This window comes from Nocardia sp. NPDC056000, assembly GCF_042269265.1.
Lineage (GTDB): Bacteria > Actinomycetota > Actinomycetes > Mycobacteriales > Mycobacteriaceae > Nocardia.
In genome coordinates this window covers 1-23990 of the sequence record NZ_JBHJXS010000016.1, presented here as the reverse complement: position 1 = coordinate 23990, position 23990 = coordinate 1, and the positions used below count along the sequence as shown (strand labels likewise).

Below are 23990 nucleotides of genomic sequence, written 5' to 3'. Positions count from 1 at the left end.
CGAGTCGGCCGCTGTCGGTGAATTCACGAGTTGTTCCCTTCGGTCTGATCGACTTCGGCCGCGGCGGTACGGCCGCTCACCGAACCGCTGTACCACGCCACCGCGATATCGGGTCGAGCGAGTTGGAGCGTCGGCGCGGGGGCGAGCGCCGGTGCGGATTGGAGATTGGGCGCCGCCTGCAATGCGGGCATGGGCGCCGACGTCGGTGCGCTGGGCTGAACAACGGTGCGCCGCCGACGTTTCGTCAGTCCGCTCGCGGTCAGCGCCGCGGCGATTTCTTCCTCTTCTGCCACACTGCGCTCCTGCACGGGTGCGACCACAGGCGCTGCAAGCGCGGGCTGCTCCCGCACGTCCTGCGGTGCGACCAAGAGTGATTCGGGAATGAAGACCATGGCGCGCACGCCGCCGTAGGCGTTCGGCCCGTCGACGTACACGCTGAATCCGTAGCGGCGCACCAGCGCCGCGATGGACGGGAAGCCGATCTTGGGTGCGGGGCCGAGTTCGAGAATGTCGATGGCGCGCTCACCCGCCAGCACCTGCCGGGCATCCTCGAGCTGTTCGGGATTCATCCGCACCCCGGCATCATCGATCAGAATGGTCACACCGTGGTGGCCTTCCTGAAAACTGATGTCCACGAACGAGGTTGGCGGCGAGTAGCGCAGCGCGTTATCCAGCAGCGTCGCCACCGTATGCACCAGCGGCTCCACCACGCGGCTCACCACCACGCGGTCGGCCTGGGTGGAGCGAACCCGCAGATAATCGCGGACACGGCCGATCGCGCCGCCCACCACATCGGTGACCGCCTGCTGCGGCCAGCGGCGTCCGGGCAGTCCGCCGCTGACGATCACGTAGGACTGCGCCTGCCGGATCATCTGCTGCACACTGTGATCGATGCGGATCAGCGTCTCGTACACCGCGTCATCGCGATGCTCGCGCAGCGCGGCGCTGACCACCTTGCCGACGTCCGCGCCGAGGCTGACCACCGAGGTGCCGAACGAGCGCACGGCCGCGCCGGTGACATCGCGGGACGCGCCCTGGGCGGCATCGCGCACGGCCTGCGCCTCATCGCGCACGGTCTGCTCCGCCTTGGCGATCGCCTGCCGGGCCTGCGTCTCCACCTCGCGCCTGCCCTGTTCGGCGGCCTCGGACCAGAGCAGCCGCAAATCCTCGGCATAGTATTCGACGGTCTGCCACACCAGCGGAGCGATACTGGACTGCTCCAGTCCGACCGGGATATCGGTCCCGGTGACCGGCATTCCGGGTCGCCGAATCGATTCGGTGACCGACGGAAGCGTCTTGCGCACAAGCTGTTCGAGCAACTGCTCCCAGCCGCGCACCTGAGCGGTCAGCGCGTCGGCCCGCGCCCGCTCCGCCCGCAGTCGCAGCGCCGTATAACCGGCCGCCGCCACCGCAACCACAAGTAGGGGAACAACTATCCAGAGAAACATCACGGCCATATGGGGTTTCGTCAATCCTGTCGGCTACACCGGGGTCGGGCGCACTCGCGCAACACGCCCGACCGTAGCCCACAACATACCTATTCCGTTATCCCAGCGATACTTTCACTTGCGATCCCCGCAAATTGAGGGCTCACGCACAATCAGGTCAGCGAGCGCACTTGCGCGATGTCATACTCGGCTACCTGCGCGGACCGGATCATCGCCGCTTGCGAATCCGTCGGACCGCTGCCCCGGAAGTCATTGACCGCCTGTTGGGACTCCCAGCGTTCGAAGATGTTGACGCGCGCGGGATCGAGCAGATCCGCGGTGAGCGAGAAGTCCAGATTGCCGGGTGCGTTGCGTGCCGATTCTACGACCTCGGCGCACTCGGCGAGATACGACCGACGGTCCTGGGGGTCGACGATGAGGTGTCCCGCGACGATGAGCATGTGCGAATCCTTCGCTCGATTCGAAACGATCTGTCGCAGGGTAGGACGGTGCGGCGCGGTGTGATTCATCGGAACCGAACCCGGGCGTCCGGTATGTACCGAACGCCCGGGACAGCCTCGGTCAGACAGCGGTGCCATTCAGATGCCGGGCGAAGAAGCGGCTCCGGCTGTCGGCCGGGACGCCGCGCATCCGGTTATGCCTGCCCGGATAGACGTGCACCGACTTGTCGAGGGAGCCGCAGGCGTCGAACAGCGCCAGACCCGGCCGCGGATCGATCTCCTCATCGTCCCAGGCGATCAGGAATTCGACCGGGACGGTGATGCTCTTGGCCGCGTCCAGCAACTCGTCGAAGACGAACACCGGACCGAATGACGCCGCGGTGATCCGCGGTTCGGCCGCGACCAGCAACAGGCCGGTGACCACGCCGAGGGTCATGCCGCCGAACCCGATCGGTGCGTCCGGCCCGATCTCGGGCAGCTGTTGCAGGGCGTCGATGGTGGCCTGCCACTCCGGAACGGCCCGCTCGGCCAGGGACAGGTTGAACTCGGTGATGACGGGTGCGAGGGATTCGCCCGCCGCCCGCGCCGCCTGCATTTGTGCGACCCACTGCTGATCGCGTTCATTGCGCGGCCGATCGCCGTGCCCGGGTGCGTCGATCGCGGCGACCGAATAGCCGAGTTCGGTCACCAGGTGGTGGGCATTGGCCACGAGTCCCGGTGCGCGCTTGTGCACGCCGCCGGAATGGCCGCTCAGGATCAGCGGTGCGCCCGTGGAACCGGATTCGGGGGAGAAGAGAACGCCGGTGACCTCGTCGAGGACGAAACCGCGTTCGATGACACCGTTGGACGATGTCTCGGAGATAATGTTCATGATGGTGCCTTTCGAAATGCCTTGCGTTCGAGGCACTCCCAGCGACACCTACGTCAATCGCTCAACCGTGAACCGAGCGGGAGCACCCATACGGATACAGCGTTCATGGGTCTCACCTCCTCGGTCGAAGTCACGGCCCGCGGTACGTTACACACCCGGTCGCGGACTGTCCATCGCTTATCTCGGCGTTCGCGCGCCGACCGGAGGGTGCGGTGGCGTTCGTTCCGTCGCCACCGCAACCGGTTTCGTGTTCGGGCTCAGGCCAGATCGAGCAGGTGCAGTGCGCCTCCCCGCACCATCCAGCCGGTGAACGATTCGATGCGCCCGCAGGACAGACAGCGCTCGGCGGTGGTCAGCGCGCGAATTCCGGTGCGCTCGGCGTACAGCGAATAGCCGACGGCGATATTGAAATCCTTTTCGCCGCATACGCATACCACCGCATCGGTATGGTCGTCGGACCAATCGTCATCGCATCCGGCGACGAAATGCCCTGCGCCGCAACCGCGGCAATCGCGGCGAATGGCACCCTGGTCGGGATCGCCCGATATGCCGAAAACAGTGGACCCGCAGTTAACGCAGAGCGAGTGTCTGGTCTCGTGGATCGCATAGCCTTCCGCGCCGATTTCGTGCAGAAACGCATCCAAATCGAGTGGGTTGTCACCGATGTGCCAGTCTCCGTCCGGGCTCATATGCAATGCCATGCGGGGCATACAACCAGAGTTCGCCGCACCGTGCCGCACGAAGCACCGAGTGTCCGAAACAAGCTCGGACTGTGCCGCATGAAGGCCCCGAGTGTTGCCGCACGAAGGCCCGACTGGACCGTGTGAAGCCCCGGACTAGGCTGGAGAGCATGGACCCCAATATCCTGTCGGTGCTCTCCGGCCTGGCCGTCGGACTGCTCGTGGACACGGTGTACGGCTGGTGGACCGCGGTGGCTCCCTTCCTGGGCGCGCACTGAGCCGTCAGCGTCTGCGCACCCCCTCCGCGAGCGCGGCGGTGAGTTCCCGGGCGGCGGTGATTCCGCTATCCAGATCGGCCGCGTCGAGCAGCGTCTTGACCAGCGCCGTACCGACGATCACGCCATCGGCGAAGGTCGCGACATCAGCCGCCTGGGCGGGTGTGGAGATGCCGATGCCGACGCAGACCGGCAGTTCGGTGGTGGCCTTGGTGCGCTGCACCAGGGTGTTCGCCGCCGTGCCGACGGACTGCCGGGTGCCGGTGACGCCCATCAGCGCCGAGGCGTAGACGAAACCCGATCCGGCCGCGGTGATTTCGGCGAGCCGATCATTGCGGCTGCTCGGCGCGACCACGAAAACCGTTGCCAGACCCTGCCGTTCGGCATGCTCGCGCCACACCGCGGACTCCTGCACCGGCAGATCGGGCAGGATCGCGCCCGCACCGCCCGCCGCGGCGAGTTCGGCGGTGAATCGCTCGATCCCGTAGCGCTGGATGGGATTCCAGTAGCTCATCACCAGTACCGGTTTCCCGGTCGCCTCGAATGCCTCGCGCACCGTGCGCAGCACATCCTTGATGCGGACGCCGCCGCGCAGCGCGATATCGTCGGCCGCCTGGATGACGGGACCGTCGATGACCGGATCACTGTGCGGCAGGCCGATTTCCATCACATCGGCCCCGCTGTCCAGCACCGCCTTGATCGCGGCGATACCGCCGTCGACGGTCGGAAACCCGGCGGGCAGATATCCGATGAGCGCGGCCCGGTTCTCCCGGGCGGCGCGGGCGAGCGTATCGCTCAGCAGTTGCGTGTTCCCGCTCACTTGGCATCCTCCGACTGTGCGAAATACTTGGTGGCGGTGTCCATATCCTTATCGCCGCGACCGGAGAGGTTGACCAGGATCAATCCGTCCGGGCCGAGTGCGCGGCCGACCTCGAGCGCACCCGCGAGCGCGTGCGCGCTCTCGATGGCGGGGATGATGCCCTCGGTGGCGGACAGCAGCCGAAATGCCTGCATGGCGGCGTCGTCGGTGATGGGAAGGTACTCCGCGCGGCCGATATCGTGCAGATGCGCGTGCTCCGGTCCTATGCCCGGATAATCCAGACCCGCTGAGATGGAACAGGGTTCGGTGATCTGACCCTCGTCGTCCTGGAGCACGTACGAGCGCGAACCGTGCAGGATGCCGGGCTCGCCCGCCGACAGCGTGGCCGCGTGCTCACCGGTCTCGATACCGTGACCGGCCGCCTCGCAACCGATCAGGCGCACCCCGGCATCGTCGAGGAAGGGGTGGAAGAGCCCGATCGCATTCGATCCGCCGCCGACGCAGGCGATCGCCGCATCCGGCAATCGCCCTGCCCGCCTGAGGATCTGGGCCTTCGACTCCACGCCGATGACGCGCTGGAAATCGCGGATCATGGCGGGGAAGGGATGCGGTCCGGCCACGGTGCCGAAAATGTAGTGCGTTGTCGCCGCGTTGGCGACCCAGTCCCGGAACGTCTCGTTGATGGCGTCCTTGAGCGTGCGCGCCCCGGACAGCACCGGAATCACCTCCGCACCAAGCATTTTCATGCGCGCCACATTGAGCGCCTGCCGCTGGGTGTCGACTTCGCCCATGTAGATGACGCATTCGAGCCCGAACAGCGCGCAGGCGGTGGCGGTGGCGACGCCGTGCGATCCGGCCCCGGTCTCGGCGATGACGCGGCGCTTGCCCATGCGCTTGGTGAGCAGGGCCTGGCCCAGCACATTGTTGATCTTGTGCGAACCGGTGTGGTTCAGATCCTCGCGCTTGAGGAAGATCCGCGCCCCGCCCGCGTGCTCCGCGAATCGCGGCACCTCGGTCAGCGCGGTCGGCCGTCCCGCGTAATCGGCGAGCAGTTCATCGAACTCCGCGAGAAAAGCGGGGTCCACCTTGGCTTTCTCATATTCGGCCGCCACCTCTTCCACCGCGGCGACCAGCGCCTCGGGAATGAATCTGCCGCCGAAAGCGCCGAAATAACCTTCGGCGTCGGGCGTTCGGCCATCGAGGTCCGGAACGAAGAATTGTGTGGTCATGGTTCGGTCTCCTGGGGCGTATGCCCCGGTCGGCAGGCTCGGAATGGGTCACGAGAACGCGTATGCGCGCGCCGATGCCGACGGCTCGACAACCGTTGACACCCTCGAAAAGGAGAGGGCGGAACCGGGAGCGAACGCTCCCTCAGACACCCCGCCCGGCACGCGACGCGTTGAGCCATCGCATTCCATTGACCTGCCCGGGTTCGGAACCGATCACATACCGAACCCGTCGCCCCAGCACCCGTCGCGCAGGCGCACGGCAGCCGCGCGGGCGGCAACCGGGAGCGAGACGGACGCTGATGGACATGCCCGCAGCCTAACCCATCACGACGCGCACCGATCGATCAGGTTTGAAGAAGCTTTGCCCCGCGCCCGCCCCCTAGCATGGGAAATGCCCAGATCAGACCACTGGAGGAGGACCGAAATGGCCGCGACGAAGAAGAGCTACGAGGGATTCTCGGCCGAGGAACGCGAGGCCATGAAGGATCGCGCCAAGGAGTTGAAGGCGGCCTCGGGTCGCGGCAAGAAGGATCCGCTGGCCGATGTGCTGGCGACGATCGCCGAGATGCCCGCGGCCGACCGCGTACTGGCCGAGCGCGTGCACGCTGTCATCACCGAGAACGCGCCCGCGCTGACGGCCAAACTCTGGTACGGCCAGCCCGCCTACGCCCTGAACGGCAAGGTCGTCTGCTTCTTCCAGGCCGCCGCCAAGTTCAAAACCCGCTATGCCACTTTGGGTTTCAGTGATGAGGCGAAGATCGACGACGGCTCCATGTGGCCGACCGCGTTCGGGCTCACGAAGATGACCGCCGCCGATGAGAAGCGCCTGGCCGAACTCGTGCGTAAAGCGGTCGGCTGAATCGGTTTCAGCAGAAGGTGATCAGGGTGCGGTTTGCCATCGAGACGCGTGCCTGCTCGAACAGCACCAGCCAGGTTTCGCGTTCGCGGTAGAGCGGATGCTCGTCCTCGTCCTCCGCGAACTTGGCTATCTCCGCGTCCGATAGCTCGCCGTCGACCAGGGTGATGCCGAGATACGGTGCGACATAGACGAGTTCGCGCTGCAGAGCGGCGCTGGAGCCGACCATGCCGCCCGGGATCTCCAGTGCGGCATCGGGGAAGAGCACCTCCTCGAAATCGGCCGGGACGTAGAAGCCCTCGCAGTCCGAATGGCAGATCAGGTGCGATTCGAAGGTGTACATGACACGGTCCAGCACCTCGTCCGCGGTCGGATCCTCGCCCGCGGCAACGGGTGTCAGCGGAGCTTCGGGATGCTCCAGCGCCCGGGCGTACGCGCGCCGCAGATAGTGCACGAAGCTGTAGGGGAACCCGCCCAGTCGGTCGCGGGCCGTCGCCGGGCCGTGGATGGCGGGCTCATCATGGGGTGCCAGTCCCTCGGCCGTGAGCAGTTCGTTCAGCGCTTGCAGCTGCTCGCGCAGCGCTTCGGCATGCTCTTCATCATGTTCCAGCGCGTAAGCCAACGCGTGTGTTGCCACTGCCAACCCCATGCGCCCGAGGCTAGCGTGGCCCTATGACATCGAGCGCCACTCCCTGGGAGCCGCCGCTGGCCGGGACCGAGGCCGAGCAGCTCATCGGCGCGCTGGAACGCCTGCGCACCACCTTCCGCTGGAAGGCCGATGATCTCGACTCCGCCGGGCTGGCCGTCCGCATCGGAGCCTCCGCGCTCACCCTCGGCGGTCTGCTCAAACACCTCGCCCGGGCCGAGGACGAGATGTTCACCGCCAAACTCTCCGGAGCGCCGGTGAGCCCGCCCTGGGACACCGTCGACTGGAAGACCGCCCCCGACTGGGACTTCGAATCGGCCGCCGCGGACACCCCCGAACAGCTCTACGCCCTCTGGGATCGAACCATCGAGCGATCCAGGGCGACTCTCGCCGCCACCCTCGCCGCGGGCGGTCTCGACCAATCCGTCCATCTCAACTGGGACGGCGACCACCTCAGCCTGCGCCGCCTGCTCTGCGACCTCATCGAGGAGTACGGCCGCCACACCGGCCACGCCGACCTGATCCGCGAAGCCGTCGACGGCCGCGTCGGTGAGGATCCGCCGCCGGGCTGGCGCAGCGCCGAATATCAACGCCCGTGATCAGTCCGGGGCCAGCAGCCCCCGGGCGAGCACGGTGAGCAGATCGGTGAGCGTGGGGACGAAGTCGAGCCGCAGGGCCGCCAGATCCGGATGCGCTTCGTAGGCGGCGAGCATGGCGGGGGCCGGATGACTGTGACTCCACAGCGCGCCCGCCGAAAGCAGTGCCGCCGCACAGAATTTCAGGGCCGATTCGGGGCCGAACTCCGGGATCAGGTGGTCGACCGGTGCCATCAGTTCGGCGGTGGCTCCCAGTGACGTGCGTTTGTAATCGGCCGCCACCTCGGGCGAGATATTGCGCTCGAGGATGGCGGCCTGGGCGTTGAACAGATCGCACAGCACCGGTTCGCCCGCGAGGGTCGAGACGAACGCGGTGACCAGGCGGGTGCGGCGGGTGCGCAGGTCACCGGTGTGATCGGCGAGCAGCGGGGTCACGGTGCCGATCCATTCGCGATAGCGCAGATCCAGCAGCTGGAGCAGCACCGCCTCGCGGGATTCGAAGTAGCGCAGCACATTCGACTTGGCCAGGCCGACGCGGCGGGCCAGTTCATTGAGTCCGACATCCACCACCGGCATTTCGGCGAGCATGGCGGCGGCCGTGTCGAGGATGGCACGGCGGCGTAGTTCGCGCTGCTCATCATTGCGGGCTCGTTGGAAGTGGACCATGTCCCGAGTATTTCAGACCACCGGTCTATTGACAACGAACCGGTGGTCTCTTAACCTCGAATCATGCAAGAGACCGATGGTCTCTAAATCCGCCGAAGGGGCTCACCATGTACGAAGTGCCTGATCAGACCGGTAAGACAATTGTCGTCACGGGAGCCAACAGTGGCACCGGCAAGGAAGCGACGGCACGGCTCGCGGCCGCGGGCGCACAGGTGATCATGGCCGTGCGCACCCCGGCCAAGGGTGAGGCGGCCAAGGCGGAAATCCTCGCGCGGCATCCGGAGGCGAAGCTCGAGGTGCGGCGGATCGACCTCGCCGACCTCGCCTCGGTAGGGGCCTTCGCAGACGAGCTCACCGCCGCGGGCACCCCGCTCGATGTACTGGTCAACAATGCCGGTGTGATGGCCCCGCCGGACCGGCACACCACCGCCGACGGCTTCGAATTGCAGTTCGGCAGCAACTTTCTCGGCCCCTTCGCGCTCACCATGCGCCTGCTTCCGCTGCTGTTGCGCGCCGAACGTCCGCGCGTGGCGACCATGAGCAGCGGCACCGCGAACTTCGGCCGCATCAACTTCGGTGATCCGCAGTGGGAGCGCCGCTACAGCCCGAACCGCTCCTACGCGCAATCCAAGCTCGCCGATCTGATCCTGTCGCTGCGCCTGGCCGAGGTCGCCGAACAGCGCGGCTGGAACCTGCTCAGCGCCGCCGCCCACCCCGGCTACACCCGCACCAATCTGCAAACCGCCGGCGCCAGTCTCGGGCGCGAGAAGCCCGCGCGCGGCTGGCTCAACAATCTCGGCTTCCTGCCTTCGCAAGCGGCCGAACAGGGTGCCGAACCGCTGCTCTACGCCGCCGCCGATCCCGGTGCGCGAAATGGTGAATATTACGGCCCCACAGGACGATTCGGACTGGTCGGCCCCGCCGGAACCGCCACCATCACGCGTCGCGCTCGGGATCGCGAGACCAATGCCGAACTGTGGGCACTGGCCGAGCGGCTCACCGGCACCCGGCTGCCCGCCTGACCGGCGTCCGGCCCGGCCGGGTACGCCGCGTTGCCCGCCCGAACTCTTCATGCCAGCCTGGAAGACAGAGCATGCCCGATCGCGTCGCCACTCGTGGTGCATCGGGCAGGCGGTCGAGGAGGATGTCGTGGGCTATCAGGCGGGGCTGGAGGGAGAAGCGCGGCTGCGGGTCACCGTGGAATTCGAGGCGGATACCCGCGAGGTCGGAATCGGCTGGTCGCCCGCCAGTGCGACAGCCGCGCACATGACACTCGAATACGCGCGAATCTTCCTGGTGCCGTTGGCAATCGGGGCCGAGCGCACCTACCTCGAACTCGTCGACGGCCACCCCTGGGCGACGGTGCGCCTGCCCGGCACCCTGCCGGCCGGGGAGTACGCCATCGAAGTCGACGGCTACGGTGGCGCCAGCTGGGGTGACGGCCGCCTGGACGCGCGCGGCCGCAGCCTCGCCTTCACCATTGCCCCGTGATCATTTGGCCGGGTCTGTGCCCGGTGGATTTCGTGGGGACGGGGGTGCGGGGGCGCGTTATGCTGCTCGGCGATATGGGCCGCGCCGTTGTTCGGTATGGCGGGGCGGTGTGGGGAGCGGTCGAGTAGGGCCGCATTGCGGAAGGGCATAACAGGATATGGGTGGCTTCGCTGTGCGAGGGGCGCGGGAGCGCCGACACAGATCCCGGGGTGGGTGGGGCAGGCGGACCGTTGTAGGTGCCGTCGCGGTCGCACTACTACCGTTCGGGGCGTCGGTGGTAGTGGCGGGACCCGCTGTGGCGGACCGTGATCCGGCGGCGTTCGACTTCTCGGTCGACTCCGCCATGGGCGCGATCAACACCCGGATCATTCGTGCGGCCGACGGCAATACCGATCGGGTGGTGTACCTGCTCGACGGGGAACGGGCGCAGAACGATCTGAACGGCTGGGAGCTGCACACCAGCATTCCGGCGGCGCTGGCCAAGTTCAATATCAATGTGGTGATGCCGGTCGGCGGCGAATCCAGTTTCTACGCGGACTGGAATGAGCCGAGCAGCTTCGGCGGCGTCAACCCCGATGCGTCGCTGCTGCCCGGGCGGGACTCCGGATCGGCCATCGCGGGCTGGGATGAGACGCAGGGCAAGACCAACACCTACAAATGGGAAACCTTCCTGACCCACGAGCTGCGCGACGCGCTGCGAAATCGGCTGGGGTTCAGCGATAGTCGCAATGGCGTGTTCGGGCTCTCCAGCGGCGGCAGTGCCGCGGTGGTGCTGGCGGCCTACCATCCGGATCAGTTCGTGTACGCCGGATCGCTCTCTGGTTATCTGCATTCCTCCGCGCCGGGCATGCGAGAAGCGTTGCGGCTGGCCATGATCGCCGCGGGCGGCTACAACATCGACTCCATGGCGGCCGCGGGCAGCCCGGCCTGGGAGCGACAGGACGCCGTCGGTTTCGCGCCGACGCTGATCGCCAATAACATCCGGCTGTACATCGCCGCGGGCAGTGCCGTTCCGGCGCAACAGGATCTGTCCTCGGTGGACGCCGTCATCCAGGGCATGCCGCTGGAGGGGATCGCGCTGGCCAATACCAAGGCGTTCCAGTCGCGGTTGCAGGGGCTCGGATACGACAATGTCACCTACGACTTCCCGAGCATCGGCGTGCACAACTGGGGACAGTGGGAGCAGGTGGCGAACCGCATGCTGCCCGATATCGCGCAGCACATCGGCAAGCCGCTGCCCGCGGGGCAGCAGCCTCCGGGCGGACAGCAGCCGCCCGGTGACGGGCAGCAGCCGCCGCCGGGTGGCGGTGCGCCGCCGCAGAAGTAGGCACGGTTGAAAAGGTCCGCCGCAGTCCGAGATTCGGAGTGCGGCGGACCTTTTCGGCTATTCGAGCGTGTTACTCGGTCTTGATCGGGGCGTCATCGACCCAGCCCCAGCGGTTTTCGACGCGCACCGTGATATCCGCCTGCGGTGCACGGGCATTGGCGGCGAACTGATAGCGCTGTAGCTCGCCCCAGTCACGGGTCCAGTCGTGGTCCAGATAGGACGGGACCGTGCGCGGGGTCAGCAGCAGATCGATCCAGCCCAGTGGGCCGCCACCGGAATCGCCCTGCCATGAGGTCGAGACCTGGGAATTGAGCTTATCCGGCAGGATGCGCCAGCCCGGCAGTTCCCCGACGCCGTCCAGGTGATTGAGCGGCTGTTGGCATGGGAAGGCCAGTCCCACATGGAAATCCGTCAGCACCGGCTCGGACTTGCCTACGACGGTGTTGAGAGTCGCCAGTTTGGGCAGGCGCGGCGGCGTCACCGCCAGCCACTGCTTATCGGTGAGATCATCGACCTTGGCGACCAGGCGAATCGCATTGGTCTGCGCGGGAATTCGATCCAGCGCGATCGGCAGATTCCGCCACATGGGCGCACCGCCGACACCGGGCGGGACCAGATCACCCAGCGGGGTGACGGTGCCGTCGTCGGCGCGATGCGCGAATTCCACGCGCAATTGCTGACCGTCGACGTGATGGCCAGTGTCATCCGTCGCGGCGATTCGGCCCGCGACCGTCAACACCAGCACGCGGTAGGCGGAATCCTTCTGCACCGCAGCGAGATCCATGCGATACCACTGCGTGGTCAGATGCGCGGGCTGCCTGTCGCCGCTGGTGTAACTGCCGAGTATCGGCGTGCGCGCGGCATCCAAACCGAACGGCAGAGCGACTGTGCTGCCATTGATTCCGGTCTCGGTGGTGGACCCGCCGGGTCCACCGGGCGGCGGACCGCCGTGTGCGCCCGGACCGCCCGGGCCACCGCTCGGACCGCCACCGCCCGGACCGCTTCCGGAAGGTCCGCCGCCGGAAGGCCCACTGCCCGAGGGCGGTCCGGATTGCTTGCCGCCCGGTCCGTCCGGCATGAGATCGCCGACGCCATTCGCGGTGAAACCGGTGTTCTCGGCGGCGAGCCCGTCGGCGGGCTTGCCGCTGTACGGCTCCAGTACTGAACCGGGCGTATCAGTCTCCACCAGTACGTCATCCGCCAGCGCGCAGTCCTTGCCCGTGAGCGTGCGCAGATTCGACAGCGCCACCGAATACGCCGGATACCGCGCGTACGCGGCCTGCGCCATGGATGCCACCTCGAACAGCACCAGCGCGGCCGCCGCCACCGTCAACGGCCTGATCCGATCGAAACGCCCGGTGGTAGAGGCGGTTCCGAGCGGATCGCGATAGTACTGCCACCCCGCTCCCACCAGGCTCAACGTCGCGAGCGCCAGGAACATGGTGGCGATACTCATCCCGCCCAGCACCGGCGCGCGATCCGGCCACGACACCCCGTACCCGGAGACATACCACCAACCATTGGACCCGGTGAAAGTGACGGCGAGCAGGAACAGCACCCCCGCACCGAACAGCCACCGCCGGTACGGCGCACGAACCCTGTTGCCGCTCAACGCGACCGTGGTGATCGCCGCCAACGCGGCGGCAAGCCCCGCGTACACCCCGAAGTGATGCGTCCACTTGGTCGGCGTGAACATCATCAACAGCAGCGCCATAACCACAATGCCGAGCACCCGCGCCACCGGCCCGCGCGCGGTATCCGGAATCCGGAACCCGCGACCTCGCGCCACCAGCACGCACACCACCAGGCACAGCAGCATTCCGAGAATCCCGAACCGCCTGGCCAGCGACCCATCCGGAGTCAGCGACAACAGCGATTCCCACCGCGTCGGCTCATCCGACCACCCCAGATTCGGCCCCACCAGCGTCCGAACCCGCGTCGCCTCGAGCACCGACGCAATCGTCTGATCCGCGAACACCACAACGAGCACCAGCACCCCGGCCGCCACCATAGGTGCCACCAACGCGCCATATCGCAACAGACCACGGCCGAAATGGGTTCGGGCGCGGGCGATTACGGTGCGGATGACCGAGCGGGAACCGGCGATCAGGGCGGCTACGCAGATCAGGCCGCTGGGACCGGCGGCCAGGGAGAAGGCCGCTATCAGGACCGCTATGGCGGCGGGGAGTAGGCGGCGGGTGGCTATGGCGCGTTCCATCGAGCACCAGGTGAGCAGAGCGCCCAGGGCGATCAGGGGTTCGGGGCGCAGGCCGTTGTTGTAGGGGAGCCAGATGGCCAGGAAGATCAGGGCGGCGGTCCAGCGGGCGGCCGCATGCGCGTGGACGCGGGAACCCAGGCGGGGCAGCACTTCTCGGCTGATGACCAGCCAGCACAGTATGCCCGCGAGCAGGGATGGCAGGCGCAGCCAGAGGCTGGCGTCGGTGAATCTGGTCAGCTGGGCGAGGATTTCGTACGGCCAGCCGAACGGGGCCTCCGCGACCTGGAACCAGCGGTAGTAGTTGGCGGTGTATCCGGCGTGCTTGGAGGCCCGGGCCATGGTGAGGATGTAGCCGTCGTCGGAGGTGTTGGCCCCGATCACATGCCACAGCGCCAGCACCGCGATCACCACGCCGTCCACCCGGCCGAATCGCCACCAGCGGGCGGGCAGGAACCGGCGCGCCCTGCGCCCGTCGGCGGAATCGAGCAGGTGCAGGCAGGCCAGCGCGATCAGCGTGCACAGCACCGCGCCCACGACCGCGGCTAGCTTGAGCGCACTCGGACTGGATGAGAACCGCGAATCGATGTCGGCGTGCAACCGCGCGTCGGTCAGCCGCGTCCGATCCAAATCCGTGTAGACGCCGACGATCTGCGGCCGCACATCCTTGTCGATCGTGGTCCGATACGGTGTGCCGTCCTTGTGATTCAGCCCGGTGAGCTCCACCGTGGTCGACCTGGACGTCGAATGCACAACCAGCGCACCGCAATTGGGAGGCGGTGACGTCTCCTGATTCGCCGCCGGGCCCGCACCGCTGCCGATCACCGAGTTGGTGCCCGGATCCGTGCCCGGGTTCGAGGGTGTATTTCCAGCTGGCGGAGTGGAATCCGCAGGCGGCGTACTGCCGGGTGGCGGTGTCGCACCGGGTGGCGGTGTGCTGCCGGGCGGCGGGGTCGATCCCGGCGGTGGAGTACTGCCCGGCGGCGGTGTCGCACCGGGCGGTGGTGTCGAGCCCGGCGGGGGAGTCGCACCGGGCGGTGGCGTCGAACCTGGCGGGGGAGTCGCACCCGGGGGTGGTGTCGAGCCGGGCGGAGGGGTTGCGCCCGGCGGAGGTGTGCTGCCCGGAGGAGGGGTGGATCCCGGGGAAGGTGTGTTGTTGCCGACTGGCTGGTTGCCGCCCGGTGGCCCGGTGGCAGGGGGTTGGCTGCGAGCGGTGGTCGGCGGATTCGGGTCGAATATCGGCGCGGCCGTGGATATCTCGGTCAGCGGCACCGTGAGGAGCGGGGTATCGCGGAGCAGGACCGAGAGGGTGCGGCCGGAGCCGTTCTTGTCCTCGATGCGAGCCAGCAGGCCCTTCGCCGTCGCGCCCTGGGATTTGGGTGGCACCGTTGCCAGCACGGTGCCGGTGGTGAGGTCACGCAGAGCGGTGCAGGGGATGCTCACATCCAGGGCGAGGGGGACGTAATCCACCAGGGGCGCGGTGAGCTGGATCGACTGCGGCTGCGGCCAATCCAGGCTCGCGCGGTCCTGGCGCACCGGTAGCAGCGGTGTCAGCACCGCCAGCAGGATGCCCAGTACGCCCGCGAGGAGTCCGATCAGCCTGATCCGATTCGGTCCGATCGCCCCCGGCCCGCCCGGTCGGTCGCCGCCTGCCCCACCCCATAGCGAAATTCCCCGTGCCGTAATCGGAATCGTCCCCCATCCACCGGCGTACAGCCGCCGACGTCACTGCCGTTCACGCACCGGGGCGCGGATCGATTCCACCCCCGGCTTTTGCCGCCCCCGAGGCTACCGATAGCCGGTGGCCCGCCGCCTCCCGAATTATTTGTTCACGGTGAGCAGCCAGGAGCCGTTGCAGCCCTGACCGGAGTTCTGCTCGGCGTCATAGGTCCAGTCCCGGGGGACCTCCTTGTCGAGGCGCACCTCCCAGAACCCGTTCGGCGAGGTGATGATCGAATTCGCCTCGTCGGCGACCACCGTGGGCTGCTCATTGTCGTCGTAATTCCAGGTGCCGGACACCTCGGGATATTTCAGGGTGAGCGTGAGCGGCCCCCCGCTGTGATTCGCCACCACCAGGCAGGAGCCCGGATGATCGTCTCCGCGTTCGGCATTCGCGGGTGTGGCGGTGAGGGCCAGCAGCACACCCGCGCCGAGGGCAGCCGCCGATACCGAGATGAGTCGCATTGTTTCTCCCCTGATCCGCCCACACAGTACCGAATCCCCGGTATCCCCCTCCAGTTGTGAGATCTCCAGTTATGGCGAGGGTGCCGCGGCCGGTGTACGGCGGCTGAACAGCAGGTGTACCAGCACTCCGGTGATGGCGGACATGGTCACCCCGCTGCCGAGCAGCAGCCGCAGATCGGACGGAAAGCTCTTGTAGAGCCCGGGCACCAGAATCGGCAGCAGTCCGGCGGTGAGCGCGGCGGTCGCGGTGATGAGCGCGGCATCGGAATCCAGATCGACCTGCCGGAACATGCCGATGGCCGCCGCGATGATCATGGCGAACACAATGGCGGCGGTACCGCCCACCACCGGTCCCGGCAGCGAATTCACCAGTCGCCCAATGGGAGCCACGAAGGCCGCGATCACCAGCAGCGCACCGGTCAGCATGGTGACGTACCGACTGCGCACCCCGGTCAGCCGCAGCAGCCCGACATTCTCACCGCTGGTCACCATGGTCGCGCCGCCGAACAGTCCACCCAGCAGCGAGGTCACCGCGTCACCGCGAATGGTGCGCCCGGTGGTCACGCCGGTGTCGATCTCCTTGCCGATGATCTTGGCGTTCAGCACGGTCTGCCCCGTCGCCTCGGCCATCGAACCGATACTGAATACCAGCAGCGGTACGGCCGCCAGGAAGTCGAAATGCGGTGTGCCGAACAGGAACAGCCGCGGCAACTGCGCGACCTCCGATCCCGATTGCAGATGGAACTGCCCCAGCGCGGCCGCCACCAGGCAGCCCGCGATCATGCCGAGCAGCACCGAGACCCGTCGCCACGCCCGCGGCAGAAACCGGTGCGCCACCACGGTGCTCACCACGGTCACCCCGGCCAGCGCCACCGCGGTCCGCGAAGGCTGTTCGCCGACAATGAGATTGCCCGCGACCTTGACCAGGTTCACCCCGATCACCAGCACCATGCTCGCCATGACCACCATCGGCAGCCTGGTCACCAGCCGCCGCGCCACCGGCACCAGCACGATTCCGGCCAGCGCGGTGATGATCACCGCACCGCTGGCCGTCGCCGCATCGGACTCCTGCGCGATCTGAATGAACAGCACCACCGCCGCCCCGCCCGGCAGCATGACGAACGGCAGTCCCGCACCGAGTGAAAACCGCCCGCTGGATTGCAGAATCGTGCCGATACCGCTGAAAAGCAGGGTGGCGCAGAGCAGTGCGCGCGCCTGACCGTCATCGAGTCGCAGGCTGTGCGCGATCAACAGCACCGAGGTGATCGGCATGGCGACCATGACCGCCAGGTGCTGTAGCGCGGCGGTGAATGCGCGCCCCGGCGGCGGCACCTCGTCGACAGCCGAATCCGGCCGCACGGCGGTAACACTCACAGCGCACCGAGCCAGGGGATGTCCTCGCCGCGGTAGCGGTAGGCGCGGAAGATGGCATTGGAGATGCCCGGGAACACCGCCGCGGTATCCGGATCCGGATATTCGGTGAAGGACGGCACCACGTACTCCCAGACGATCCGCCGTTCCGGCGTCACCTCGAAGATGCGCCCGAAGGCCGCCTCGGTGATCAGGGTATTGCCATTGGGCAGCCGCTGCGCCCCGCCCATGAACGGGGTGAAGAACGCCTCGCGCGGCGAATCCTGATAGCTCCACGCGATATCGCCGGTGGCGGTGTCGATTTCGACGACCCGGCTGTAGGTCACCGATTCGCCGGTCCGGAAGGTGCCGTTGTCGAACACCAGAATCCGCCCGTCCCCGACCGGGGTGGCGTGATGCTGCTGCGCCAGGCTGGCGCGATCGGCCAGCGTGGTGGCCTTACCGGTGCGCCGATCGATGGTGATGACCGCCGAAACGCTGCGCAGGCTGGCGACTACGGTGTGCTCATCGAGCGGGTACACGCTGTTGATCAGCGGCCAGTGCTCGCGCCAATAGTGCGGCTGCAACCCGAATTCCGTCGGATCGAGGTGTTCGACCGCACGCCACTCCCACAGCGAAGTGCCGTCGGGGGCGGCCTCCCTGATGACATCGGACCAGACGATCCCATCGGCCTCGGTGCCGGGGACACCGCCCTGGATGCGCGCCGCATCCGCCCCGCGCAGCGGTTCCACGGCGGCGTACAGCACGCGGCCGTCGTCGTAGTGATGCGCGTCGTGGTGCTGGTAGTCGTCGCGAATCTCGTTGAGCAGCACGCCCTGTGCGTCGTACCGGCCCATGGAGCCGCCGCTGTACTTGCGCCACATGGCGAATAGCGGCGCGATATTCAGGGTCGCGCCGTTGTAGGCCAGCACGCCGCCGGGCAGTAGCCGGGCATGCCTGCCCGGCCGGTAGGGCAGCGTCCACCGGTGCGCGAGCTCGCCGTCCAGGTCGACCAGATCGACGATGCCGTTGCCGGCCAGCGGCGCGTACAGCGTGTACCCGGGCGAAGCCAGTTCGCGATCGCTGCCGATCAGACCCGTACCCCGACGTTTGAGCGTGTTCTGCTCCACCGAACAACCTCCTGAATATTTAGTGACACTGAATATTCAGTACGATGGCTCTCGGCAGAAGCCTTCTGCTCACGGTGAGGCAAACCCGTGCGATCGTCCGCACGGGGCCGACAATGAGGCGGTTCGGATACCGACGAGAGGGCGATGTGAGCGGCGAGAGTGTGGCGGGATCCGATTCCGGTCTGCGTGATGTCATCCATCGCCGCAGGCGCGCGGCCGGGCTGACGCTGGCTCAGCTCGCGGCGCATACCGAACTCTCGCAGTCATTCCTGAGCCAACTGGAGAACGGTCGCACCAATACCAGCCTGCGGTCGCTCCAGCGCATCGCCGACGCGCTGGGTACCACCGCCACTGAACTGCTCGCCGCCGCGGATAGCGCTCCCACCGCGACGGTGGTGCGGGCCGCCGATGACACCGCGCTGGCGCAGGCCGAGCACGGCGGCGACGGCTCGGTGCGCTCGCTCGTGCACGGCGCGCGGGATCTGCGCGCCCTGGAATTCACCGGCGGCACCGAACGTGGTGACCGCGAATTCGCGCACGGCAATGACGAATTGATCCACGTGGTGGCCGGAACCATCACGGTGATCGCCGGTGGCGAGGAGATCATCCTCGCCACCGGCGACAGTTACTACTGCGTGGCGGGTGTGGCTCACCGCTGGTGGGCGCACACTCCCGAGACCCGCACACTGGTGGTCGCGGTGGCGGACGGCCGGACCGTGCGCCGCGCCCGGATCAGCTGACGGTGAAGGAGAACGTCGGCGCGGTGCCCTCGCCCTTCTTGGCGTCGTAGGTCACCACGTAGGTTCCGGTGCCGGGGGAGGGCACCACGAAAATCGCGAAATTCTTTGCGTTGTCGATGGTTTGATTGCGTTCGAGCAACTCGTTGATGGGTCCGCGAATATCGGCGGGCAGATTCTGGCCGTCCGGTGTTTTCACACTGAAGTATTCGTAGAAGATATTCGATCCGCCATCGGAAATACCCGATCCGCCAATGATTTTGACGTGCAGCGCGAGATCCATCTTCCCGTTCTCGCCCTTGCTGTAACTGGGACTCAGTGTGCCGCCGGTGATTTGGATCGTCGTCTGATCCTGCACCAGGGTGCCCGAGACGCTCAATTCCTTGGGCTTGACGCTCTCGACCTTGCCGTCGGCGGACAGCGGGATGATGGTCTGATTCTCGGCGGCGGTGCCGTAGATGACCTTGATGGTGTCCAGCAGATGCTGGGCGTCGGACAGCTTCTTCACCGAGGTGGTGACATTGCCGGTGGCCGAACCCTTTCCGGGCACGGCCGGATTGTCGAAGCCCGCCCCGGCGTCGATCTCATTGCCCACCTGCAACGTCGGCACGATGCTCAGGGTCTTGTTATCGGTGGTGTTGTTCTTGTAGGTGATGTCGATGCGGATCTTGGCCCCGCCGAACTCGTCCGGGATGACGGTCGCCTTGTCCACCGTGATGTCGAAGCCCTCGTACCAGCCGGTCTTGCCGACGGTGCGGACGGTGGCCTGACCGTTGGTGGAGGTGCCGCCCGGGCTGCCGCCGCCGGGCTGGCCGGTGCCCATCGGCTGCGCGATTTGCGAACTGGTCGGCCCGGCCTTGGTGTCCTTGTCATTACACGCCGTCATGAGCAATGCCGATGTGCTGATTACGAGCACCGCCCCCACGGTCGTGAATATGCGGCTTTTTTGCACCGCTTTACCTTTTGATTGGATTGTCGATCGCACGCTCTGCCTCCCAGAAGATTTGCCATCTCAGTGCGCGACGCCCGGAAGATCCGGACGAGTGATTCGCAGTGAAATCCTCTATGACGCTATGTTCGTTAACGGGGTGATGGTGGTCACATTCGCCAATCTCGGTGCAGGCGGCCCAGTTCGGTGATCGGTTCCTCGTCGTACAGCCATTCCCGGGCAATGCGATGCCAGTTCGCCGTCGCGCGCAGCTGACCCAGGGTGGCGCAGGTCCAGAAGTCGACCCGGCGGGAGAACAGATGCTCCGGCGGCAGATTCTGCCTGCGCATACCGTCGAATTCGGCGATGCGCGGATCGACCGCGTGCAGGAAGGCGGCCGAGGCCAGCTCCGGAGTCAGCGGCAGGTCCTCGTCCACCAGGCTCCACTCCGCCGCCGACAGCACGTAGTCGTAGCACTCCTCGGGGGTGACGCCGGACTGCTCGTCGATGACACCGCGCTCGACCATGAGCCGGTACAGATCATCATCGCGATCCTCGGCCGCGGCGCGCAGACAGGTGGCCTCGAAGGCTATGTGCTCGCGCGCCATTCGCTTGTAGAGCCCGAAATCCAGGAACGCCACGCGACCGTCCGGGCGCAGCAGCAGATTGCCCGGATGCGGATCACCGCAGAATTCGGCGAACTCGAACAGCGAACCCACGTAGAAGCGGTAGACGATCTCGCCGATGCGATCGCGTTCGGCGTCCGGCAGCGCCCGCATGGCCTCGAAATCGAGGCCGGGGGTGTATTCGGTCACCAGTACGCGGCGGCTGCTGTACTCCGGAAAAGCCTGCGGCACAGTGATGAACGGGTGGTCGGCGTACATATTCGCCACATGTCGCTGGGTGCGGGCCTCGACCTCGTAGTCGAGTTCGTTCTCGAAATTGGCGCGCATCTCGTCCAGCACGCCCAGGGTGAAACCGGGCAGCATCACCTGCTGCATCAGCACCCGCAGCATGCCGAGATTGCGCAGATCCGCGCGCACCGCCAGATCGATGCCCGGATACTGCACCTTCACCGCCACCGCCGTGCCGTCGAAAAGCCGTGCGCGATAGACCTGCCCGATGGAGGCGGCCGCGATCGGCTCCGGTTCGAACTCGGCGAACAGCTCGTCGAGGGGTTTGCCCAGATCCTCCTCGATGACCCCGCGCATGGCCGCGAAATCCACCTGCGGCGCGTGATCGAACAGCACCGCCAGGCGGCGCTGGAAGCTCTCCCGATACCTGGGCGGCACCAACTCCACATCGAGCAGCGACAGCAACTGCCCGAGTTTCATCGCCAGGCCCTTCATCTGACCGAGCACCGACACCAGCGATTCGGCGAGATGCAATACCGACTCATCGGCCATGCGGGCGCGCACCTCGGCCGATCTGCCGATCATGGCGAGTTTGGTCCGGCGCTTGCGAACGGCCTGCACGGCCACCACCGCACCGAGTTTGGAACCGCGGGCCAGCCGCGAGGTCGATACGGGCTTCGATCCGGTCATGGCCGGCCTTTCCACGGGATCGATATCGTCCTCGACCGTGCCGCGATCACGATCGCCGATCAGCATCATCGCACCTTCATGAGCACACCGTCGGCAATCGCCGCAGACGCGAGGATTTCGCGGTTCCGGGGCGGGCGCGTCATCGCGGAACGACTGGATTCCGGCCAAATCTTTCCGGTCCGGAAAGTCCTTTTCGGTCTTGAAATGGCCCATCCATCAGCGTTTTTCCAGGATTTCCGGTTCCGGAGAGGGTGATCGAAGCCGGGGTGCTGAGTCATGCTCGAAGGGCACCAGATCCTGCGAAGGGGGCAGGATCTGGTGCAGGCTTCCGGGGCCCGCGAACCCGGCGCGGACCCTCAGGCCAGGGTCAGCGGCTGCTCGAAATCGTCGTACGGGAGCGGGCCGTCGACGAAGGCGTTGACCCACAGGCCGTTCACGGTGATATCGCCACCGTGGTTGCCGAGGAAGGCGATATCGGAGGCGTCGCGGCCCGTGGCTATGCGAACCAGGGTGGAGCGCGGAGCGATGCGGGTGGGATCCAGGACCCGCCAGGACCCGCCCACGTAAGCCTCGGGGACGGAATGGAAATCCATCGGAACCCCGCCCGGGGGATAGGCCGAGGCGACCCGGGCGGGCACACCGACCGCGCGCAGCAGCGCGACGGTGAGATGGGAGAAATCACGGCAGACGCCGGTGCCGGACAGCAGGGTCTCCACCGCGCCGTCACTGGGGGTGCTGCCGCCGGGGAGATAGCGGACCCGGCGGGCGACCCAGGCGGCCACGCGGGCGGGGGTGTCCGGATCATCTATGCCGCAGCCGAATTCGGCGGCGGCGAAATTCAGCAGCTTATCGGATTCGGCGAATCGGCTCGGGCGGGTGTAAATCGCGAGATCGTACTCCGAAGGGGGCTCGGCGACTGCCGTCCCGAGCACCGTCGCGCTGTAATACGCGTGCAGATTCCCCGCGCCACAGCGCAATACGTGAATTCGCGTACCGTGCGGGCCGAGCACCTCGCGCGCCTGACAGCGCCGGCCGTCCAATTCGAACACCAGTGATTCGCTCAAATCCATACCGGGCTGACGCGCCACGGCGATTTGGAACTCGAGCACGGAATCGGCATGTACAAGAACGTCGAGATGGGCGGAAACGTCGCGCTTCACCCCCTAATACTCGCAGGTGAACGCCCGGTCAGCCGACTGTTTCCAAGACCTCCAGCGCGGCTGTGATGCGCGGAACAGCGGGCTCGCCGAAACCCGCCACCAGATCGGACAGGGCGCGCGCCACATGCGGTCCGACCGCGGCCGCTGTGAGCACATCCTCGGCCAGCACGATGCCGTTCACCACGTGCGCGGCCAGCACGCGCTGATCACCGGTGACCTGATAGCGCCACGAACCCAATTGCAGCCGTTCGGGTTCGGAGCGGAACAGGCCGCGCTTGGCGGGCGTGCGCACCGCGCCCGGCACCCCGGCGAACACGGTGAAGACCATCGCGACCCCGCCGGGGCCGTGCAGTGCCGCGCCGATCACCCGCGCCGCGTGCTCCGGATCGAAATCCACCGGTCAGCCGCCCATCGGGAGGACGAACTGCGGGGTGATCGTCTCACCGGATCCGGTGCGGCGCAACGCGGTTCCGGCGGCGTAGAACTCGACGGTGTGATGGCCCCAGGCATAGTTCTGGATCTGGAACTCCACCCCGGTGACGCCGATCCCGCCGTCCCGCTCGGCCTCGGCCTGCATGCGCGACATGGCGAGTTCGCGGGCCTGATAGTTGCCCTGCGTCCACTGCGGCATCTCGACATTGTTGCCGATCTGGCGCATGGACTGCATGAAACCCTGTACGGCCACGTGGAATACGCAATTTCCCATGACGAACGCCACCGGCGCGAAACCGGACCGCATCAGCGTCACCATGTCCTGGCCGGACAGATGACTGGTGAACGCCTGCCCGTTCGGCCTGCGGAACCGGCCCGGCTCCTGCGTGAATCGCACCGCGGTGCCGACCGCGATGAACTCCAGATGACTGGCCTCGGTCCCCACATGGCGCCACTCCAGCCGCACCCCCACCACGCCGTCGGCGTGCAACGCGTCCGCCTCGGCCTGCATCCGGGTCATGGCATTCCAGCGCGCCCGATAGGTGGCCTCGGTGAGCACCGTCAACTCCATCTGCTGCCGGATCCCGGTGAACTGGAACCCCACGTGATAGACCGACACCCCCATCACCAGATCGATCGGCTCGAACCCGGCCCCGTGCAATAGCGCGAACTCATTGACCGACAGATCCGAGGTGAAGATCCGCCCCGCATGCGAGAGCCGCTCACCCGCGGTCGGTTCCAACGGTGGATTAGGCTGCACGACCCCTACCTCCCATAGACGACCATCGCCACTGTACGACGCCGAATCCCACCCCGCCCGCCGATCCCGCAACCGGCGGCGCGCCACCGCAACCGCTGTACAGCGGTGTTTCCCCGATATCTCCGCCGCCCGTGCGCGGCTCGCGGCACGATGTCGGTCAAGCGCCCTCGGTATGGAACGAGCCCGGCCCGCCTCCGTGCAGAGG

General features: G+C 66.9%; 25 protein-coding genes. 7 read left to right on the top strand and 18 right to left on the bottom strand.

Going from position 1 to position 23990, the window contains the following annotated elements:
- Positions 1-23: 23 nt before the first annotated feature.
- From ACFC4D_RS38345 to trpM, 7 genes are all read right to left on the bottom strand, one after another.
- A complete protein-coding gene (locus ACFC4D_RS38345) occupies positions 24-1457 on the bottom strand; it encodes a sensor histidine kinase (RefSeq protein WP_364638761.1) in 1434 nt (477 codons plus the stop codon).
- Positions 1458-1600: 143 nt separating this feature from the next.
- Positions 1601-1888 carry an antibiotic biosynthesis monooxygenase family protein gene (locus ACFC4D_RS38340; protein WP_364638758.1) on the bottom strand — a complete coding sequence of 96 codons (288 nt, stop codon included), beginning with the start codon at positions 1886-1888 and terminating at the stop codon, positions 1601-1603.
- Between the two features lie 121 nt (positions 1889-2009).
- A complete protein-coding gene (locus ACFC4D_RS38335; RefSeq protein WP_376070837.1) occupies positions 2010-2759 on the bottom strand; it encodes a dienelactone hydrolase family protein in 750 nt (249 codons plus the stop codon).
- Between the two features lie 257 nt (positions 2760-3016).
- Positions 3017-3460 carry a hypothetical protein gene (locus ACFC4D_RS38330; protein ID WP_375968542.1) on the bottom strand — a complete coding sequence of 148 codons (444 nt, stop codon included), beginning with the start codon at positions 3458-3460 and terminating at the stop codon, positions 3017-3019.
- A 261-nt stretch (positions 3461-3721) separates the two neighbouring features.
- On the bottom strand, positions 3722-4534 hold the full coding sequence (gene trpA, locus ACFC4D_RS38325) for a tryptophan synthase subunit alpha (protein WP_375968541.1): 813 nt from the start codon (positions 4532-4534) through the stop codon (positions 3722-3724).
- Complete coding sequence (gene trpB / locus ACFC4D_RS38320) at positions 4531-5763, bottom strand: tryptophan synthase subunit beta (RefSeq protein ID WP_376070834.1); 1233 nt, start codon at positions 5761-5763, stop codon at positions 4531-4533. The genes trpA and trpB overlap by 4 nt, the downstream gene beginning before the upstream one ends.
- 142 nt (positions 5764-5905) lie before the next feature.
- Positions 5906-6070, bottom strand: coding sequence for a tryptophan biosynthesis modulator TrpM (gene trpM / locus ACFC4D_RS38315; protein ID WP_375968539.1), 165 nt, complete (start codon positions 6068-6070; stop codon positions 5906-5908).
- A gap of 117 nt (positions 6071-6187) precedes the next feature.
- On the opposite strand from trpM, the gene ACFC4D_RS38310 reads away from it, so the two are divergent.
- Positions 6188-6622, top strand: coding sequence for an iron chaperone (locus ACFC4D_RS38310; protein WP_376070832.1), 435 nt, complete (start codon positions 6188-6190; stop codon positions 6620-6622).
- A gap of 7 nt (positions 6623-6629) precedes the next feature.
- On the opposite strand, the gene ACFC4D_RS38305 is transcribed toward ACFC4D_RS38310, so the two are convergent.
- Positions 6630-7268, bottom strand: coding sequence for a hypothetical protein (locus tag ACFC4D_RS38305; protein WP_376070829.1), 639 nt, complete (start codon positions 7266-7268; stop codon positions 6630-6632).
- A 23-nt stretch (positions 7269-7291) separates the two neighbouring features.
- Here ACFC4D_RS38305 and ACFC4D_RS38300 point away from each other — a divergent pair, with 23 nt between their 5' ends.
- Positions 7292-7864 (top strand): DUF664 domain-containing protein, encoded by a 573-nt coding sequence (locus tag ACFC4D_RS38300; RefSeq protein WP_376070826.1) that lies wholly within the window; start codon positions 7292-7294, stop codon positions 7862-7864.
- Here the strand turns inward: ACFC4D_RS38300 and ACFC4D_RS38295 are convergent, their stop codons facing one another.
- Positions 7865-8527: a TetR/AcrR family transcriptional regulator gene (locus ACFC4D_RS38295; RefSeq protein ID WP_375968535.1), complete on the bottom strand. Its 663-nt coding sequence runs from the start codon at positions 8525-8527 to the stop codon at positions 7865-7867.
- 107 nt (positions 8528-8634) lie between these two features.
- Between ACFC4D_RS38295 and ACFC4D_RS38290 the strand changes: the two genes are divergently transcribed.
- From ACFC4D_RS38290 to ACFC4D_RS38275, 4 genes are all read left to right on the top strand, one after another.
- A complete protein-coding gene (locus ACFC4D_RS38290; protein ID WP_376070824.1) occupies positions 8635-9549 on the top strand; it encodes an SDR family oxidoreductase in 915 nt (304 codons plus the stop codon).
- A gap of 127 nt (positions 9550-9676) precedes the next feature.
- Positions 9677-10018, top strand: coding sequence for a hypothetical protein (locus ACFC4D_RS38285; protein ID WP_376070822.1), 342 nt, complete (start codon positions 9677-9679; stop codon positions 10016-10018).
- The gene (locus ACFC4D_RS38280; RefSeq protein ID WP_375968533.1) at positions 10015-10146 is read left to right on the top strand and encodes a hypothetical protein; all 132 of its coding nucleotides are present in this window, start codon (positions 10015-10017) and stop codon (positions 10144-10146) included. Before ACFC4D_RS38285 ends, ACFC4D_RS38280 begins: the two co-directional genes overlap by 4 nt.
- Positions 10147-10175: 29 nt before the next feature.
- On the top strand, positions 10176-11345 hold the full coding sequence (locus ACFC4D_RS38275; protein ID WP_376070819.1) for an alpha/beta hydrolase: 1170 nt from the start codon (positions 10176-10178) through the stop codon (positions 11343-11345).
- Between the two features lie 70 nt (positions 11346-11415).
- Here ACFC4D_RS38275 and ACFC4D_RS38270 read toward each other — a convergent pair whose 3' ends face one another.
- From ACFC4D_RS38270 to ACFC4D_RS38255, 4 genes are all read right to left on the bottom strand, one after another.
- On the bottom strand, positions 11416-15117 hold the full coding sequence (locus tag ACFC4D_RS38270) for an arabinosyltransferase domain-containing protein (RefSeq protein WP_376070816.1): 3702 nt from the start codon (positions 15115-15117) through the stop codon (positions 11416-11418).
- A 264-nt stretch (positions 15118-15381) separates the two neighbouring features.
- A complete protein-coding gene (locus ACFC4D_RS38265) occupies positions 15382-15744 on the bottom strand; it encodes a hypothetical protein (RefSeq protein ID WP_375968530.1) in 363 nt (120 codons plus the stop codon).
- Positions 15745-15813: 69 nt separating this feature from the next.
- Positions 15814-17118, bottom strand: coding sequence for a uracil-xanthine permease family protein (locus ACFC4D_RS38260; RefSeq protein ID WP_375968529.1), 1305 nt, complete (start codon positions 17116-17118; stop codon positions 15814-15816).
- Positions 17115-18224, bottom strand: a complete 1110-nt coding sequence (locus ACFC4D_RS38255) for an aryl-sulfate sulfotransferase (RefSeq protein WP_376070814.1) — start codon at positions 18222-18224, stop codon at positions 17115-17117. Before ACFC4D_RS38255 ends, ACFC4D_RS38260 begins: the two co-directional genes overlap by 4 nt.
- 146 nt (positions 18225-18370) lie before the next feature.
- Between ACFC4D_RS38255 and ACFC4D_RS38250 the strand changes: the two genes are divergently transcribed.
- Entirely contained in the window at positions 18371-18964 is a 594-nt protein-coding gene (locus tag ACFC4D_RS38250) for a helix-turn-helix domain-containing protein (RefSeq protein WP_376070811.1), read from the top strand.
- On the opposite strand, the gene ACFC4D_RS38245 is transcribed toward ACFC4D_RS38250, so the two are convergent.
- The 5 genes from ACFC4D_RS38245 to ACFC4D_RS38225 all read right to left on the bottom strand — a co-directional run bounded on the left by ACFC4D_RS38245 (position 18957) and on the right by ACFC4D_RS38225 (position 23785).
- A complete protein-coding gene (locus ACFC4D_RS38245) occupies positions 18957-19877 on the bottom strand; it encodes a hypothetical protein (protein ID WP_376070808.1) in 921 nt (306 codons plus the stop codon). The genes ACFC4D_RS38250 and ACFC4D_RS38245 overlap by 8 nt on opposite strands.
- A 182-nt stretch (positions 19878-20059) precedes the next feature.
- Positions 20060-21433 carry an ABC1 kinase family protein gene (locus ACFC4D_RS38240; protein ID WP_376071225.1) on the bottom strand — a complete coding sequence of 458 codons (1374 nt, stop codon included), beginning with the start codon at positions 21431-21433 and terminating at the stop codon, positions 20060-20062.
- A gap of 356 nt (positions 21434-21789) precedes the next feature.
- Positions 21790-22593, bottom strand: a complete 804-nt coding sequence (locus ACFC4D_RS38235) for a transglutaminase family protein (protein ID WP_376070805.1) — start codon at positions 22591-22593, stop codon at positions 21790-21792.
- A gap of 28 nt (positions 22594-22621) precedes the next feature.
- Complete coding sequence (locus ACFC4D_RS38230) at positions 22622-22990, bottom strand: DUF5073 family protein (RefSeq protein ID WP_364638710.1); 369 nt, start codon at positions 22988-22990, stop codon at positions 22622-22624.
- Positions 22991-22993: 3 nt separating this feature from the next.
- Positions 22994-23785 (bottom strand): heavy metal-binding domain-containing protein, encoded by a 792-nt coding sequence (locus ACFC4D_RS38225; RefSeq protein WP_375968524.1) that lies wholly within the window; start codon positions 23783-23785, stop codon positions 22994-22996.
- Positions 23786-23990: the final 205 nt, after the last annotated feature.